The sequence below is a fragment of the Micromonospora sp. NPDC003776 genome (genome assembly GCF_053605645.1).
The window spans coordinates 1-3,100 of the sequence record NZ_JBSGJR010000705.1; the positions used below are offsets into that span (position 1 = coordinate 1).

A 3,100-nucleotide genomic window follows, 5' to 3' on the forward strand; every position below is an offset into this window, starting at 1 on the left:
CGTGCACGGTCAGGTCGATCAGAGCCATGTCGCCGACCGTCTCCTGCGGCAGCCCCATCCCCGGCGAGACCCCCGCCAGCGCGGCGGGGTCCGACGACGGTGGACATGTCGACCACGTGGGTGCCGGGTCGCAGGGCGGGGCCGGCGGCGCGTAGCACGTCCCGTACGGCGGTGGCGTCGGTGAGCATGGTGATCACCACGTCGGCGTCGCGGACGGCGTCGGCGGGGGTGGCGGCGGGGTGGGCGCCGGCCGCGACGAGCGGTCGGGTGCGGGCCGGGGTGCGGTTCCAGACGGTGGGTCGGTGCCCGAGGGCCAGCAGGCGGCGGCCGATGGCCGCGCCCATCGTGCCGGTGCCGAGCAGTGCGATGGCGTGCATGTCCGGGAACGCTAGAGCCGACAGAGCCATGCCACCAGCGAATGTCTCGCATGCCTGGCATGTGCACGACGCATGGCAGGATGAGCGGGTGCTGCCCGAAGCTCTCCACACCTTCCGTACGGTCGCCGCACACGGGTCCATCACGGCGGCCGCGCGCAGCCTCCGTTACACCCAGTCCGCGGTGTCCCGGCAGATCGCCGCGCTGGAGGCGGAGGTCGGCGTGCCCCTGTTCGACCGGCTGCCGCGGGGTGTGGCGCTGACCGAGGAGGGGTGTTGCCTGCTCGGCCACGCCGAGGCGGTGCTGGACCGGCTCGACACCGCCCGGCGGGATCTGGCCGCGCTGCGGGACCTGACCGCCGGCCGGCTGCGGGTCGGCGCGTTCCCGACGGCGGTGGCCGCGCTCGTGCCGCGCGCCCTGGCCGCGTTCCGGTCCGCCCATCCCGGGGTGGCGGTGCAGCTCGTCGAGGGGCTCACGCCCGGGTTGCTGGACCGGCTGGTCGCCGGGGACGCTGATGTCGCCGTGGTGAGCGCGGCACCCGACCAGCCGCTGGACGACACCCGGTTCGACCTGCACCACCTCGTCGACGAGGTGCTGCTGGTGGCGGTGCCCCGGACGCACCGGCTCGCGGACCGGCGCACCGTCCGGCTGCACGAGCTGGCCGACGACCCGTTCATCGCCGGCTCGGCCACGGCCGAGGAGACGCTGCTGCGGGCCACCCTGCCGGCGGGTTTCCGGCCCCGCGTCGACATCGTGGCCGCCGAATGGACGGGCAAGTTGGGCTGTGTCGCGGCCGGGCTGGGGGTGGCGCTGGTGCCGGCGCTCGCCGTGCGGGCCACTCCGCCGGACCTGGCCCTGCTCCGGTTGCACCCCGACGACGCCTCGGTCCGGCGGGTCTTCGCCGCCACGGTTGCGGGGCGCGGTCGGCCGCCCGCGGTGCGGCGGTTCCTCACCGAGCTGACCGAGGCGGCGGCCGGGTTGGGCTGACCGGGGCGGCCGCCGAGCGCCATCCGGGCCCGCACGGCGTCGCGCATCGCTACGCTCGGTGACGTGGCGAGTGTGAGAGTGCGTTTCCGCGGCGGGCCGTACGACGGGGTGGCGGTGGACTGGGAGGTACCGGACGCGGACGACCCGCCGCTGAACTACCCGCTCAAACTGCACGGCGCCCACGAGACGACGGGCGTGGTCGAATACCGCCGGGTCGAGCATGCGCCCGAGGGCGCGGAAGAGTCGTGGATCTACGAGGCGCCCGAGGGGACCGGCGGATAGGCGGGGATCACGCGGGACTCCCTCGGCCGGGCCGGAGCCCTACTGTGACGGGATGCCCGTCACCCGACGTCGACTTCTCCAGGCCGCCGGCGCCGCCGTCGGCCTCGCCGGCCTCGGTGCCGGCGGCGTCGCGCTGGTCGACGCGGGGGTGCTGCCCGGCCGCTCGGTGCTTGATCACGCCCTCGGCCGGTGCGACGCCCGTCCGCCGGACGCGCCGCGCGCCGCGGTCCCGCCGCCGGTCACCGGCAGCTTCCGCTCGGTGGCACGCCGTCGGGAGGTCGGCTTCGCCATCGCCTACCCACCCGGGTACGCCCCGGGCGCCCTGCTCCCGGTCTGTCTGGCCCTGCACGGGTTCGCCTCCGACGCCCGCGCCGCCGTCGGCGCGGGCGCGTACCCGCAGTTTCTGGCCGGGGAGCTGCCGCACGGGGCTGTCCCGTTCGCCATCGCCGCCGTGGACGGCGGGGACGGCTACTGGCACCCTCACCCCGACGACGACCCGCTCGGCATGCTGGTCGACGAGTACCTGCCGCTGCTCGCCGGGCGGGGGCTGGCGGCCGACCGGGTCGCGATCGCCGGCTGGTCGATGGGCGGGTACGGCGCGTTGGTCGCCGCCCTCACCCACCCCGACCGGTTCCGGGCCGTGGTGGCCACCTCGCCGGCGATCTTCCACTCGTACGCCGACGCGCGGCGGGTCAACGCCGGGGCCTTCGACAGCGCCGAGGAGTGGGCCCGTTACGACGTGACCGCCCGGGCCCGCGAGTTCGCCGGCCTGCCGGTGCGGATCGCGATCGGCGCGGCGGACCCGTTCACCCCGGCGGTCCGGGCGCTGCGTGACCGGCTGCCCGACCCGGGAGTGGTGGAGATCCGCACCGGCTGCCACGACGGTGACTTCTGGACCTCGGTCGCCCCCGGTCAGGTCCGCGCGATCAGCGCGGCGCTGGCCGGCTGACCTCATTCGCCCTCGGCGTCGGGGTCGGTTCAGCCGCGCGGGCGGCCCGGGAACCGCCCCGGGCTGTCCCGTACCGGGTGAAGGGACTGGAAGGCGAGCCGCCGGTCCGCGTCGGCCGCGAGGCGGTCGAGGATCTCGTCCAGGTCGAGGAACACCGACCACCGCTCGCGGCCGGTGGCGGCGGCCAGCCGGTCCCCGACGAGGTCCTCCAGGTCGGCCACCCGCTTGCCCTTCCACACCTTGTCGGCCACGCTGACCAGCAGGTCGTCGATGCCGATCCCGGGCTGCCGCCAGGCGGCGTGGGTGGCCGCGAACCGGGCCAGCGCCGGCGGCACGCCGTGGCGTACCAGCAGGTCGCGGCCGGCGGCCTCGTGCGTGGAGCCGGGCCCGGTCAGCTCCTGCGGGTGGACGACCTTGCCGATGTCGTGGCTGGCCGCGCCGAAGTGGACCGCCGCGGGGTCGAACGCGAGCTGCGGGAAGCGTTGCGCCAGCGCGTCGGTGAGCTGC

5 protein-coding genes are annotated in these 3,100 nt (G+C 76.1%); 3 read left to right on the forward strand and 2 right to left on the reverse strand.

The features are described from left to right. Window positions 1–377, reverse strand: a 377-nt coding sequence (locus ACWEVO_RS33660) for an NAD(P)-binding domain-containing protein (protein WP_452311456.1), incomplete at its 3' end; no start/stop codon positions are given. 88 nt (window positions 378–465) lie between these two features. On the opposite strand from ACWEVO_RS33660, the gene ACWEVO_RS33665 reads away from it, so the two are divergent. From ACWEVO_RS33665 to ACWEVO_RS33675, 3 genes are all read left to right on the forward strand, one after another. Further along, entirely contained in the window at window positions 466–1,362 is an 897-nt protein-coding gene (locus tag ACWEVO_RS33665) for a LysR family transcriptional regulator (RefSeq protein WP_452311457.1), read from the forward strand. Between the two features lie 63 nt (window positions 1,363–1,425). Next, window positions 1,426–1,644: a hypothetical protein gene (locus ACWEVO_RS33670; RefSeq protein ID WP_452311458.1), complete on the forward strand. Its 219-nt coding sequence runs from the start codon at window positions 1,426–1,428 to the stop codon at window positions 1,642–1,644. A gap of 52 nt (window positions 1,645–1,696) precedes the next feature. Further along, a complete protein-coding gene (locus tag ACWEVO_RS33675) occupies window positions 1,697–2,593 on the forward strand; it encodes an alpha/beta hydrolase (protein WP_452311459.1) in 897 nt (298 codons plus the stop codon). A gap of 29 nt (window positions 2,594–2,622) precedes the next feature. Here the strand turns inward: ACWEVO_RS33675 and ACWEVO_RS33680 are convergent. Beyond that, the coding region (locus ACWEVO_RS33680; protein ID WP_452311460.1) for an HD domain-containing protein at window positions 2,623–3,100 on the reverse strand (478 nt) is incomplete at its 5' end.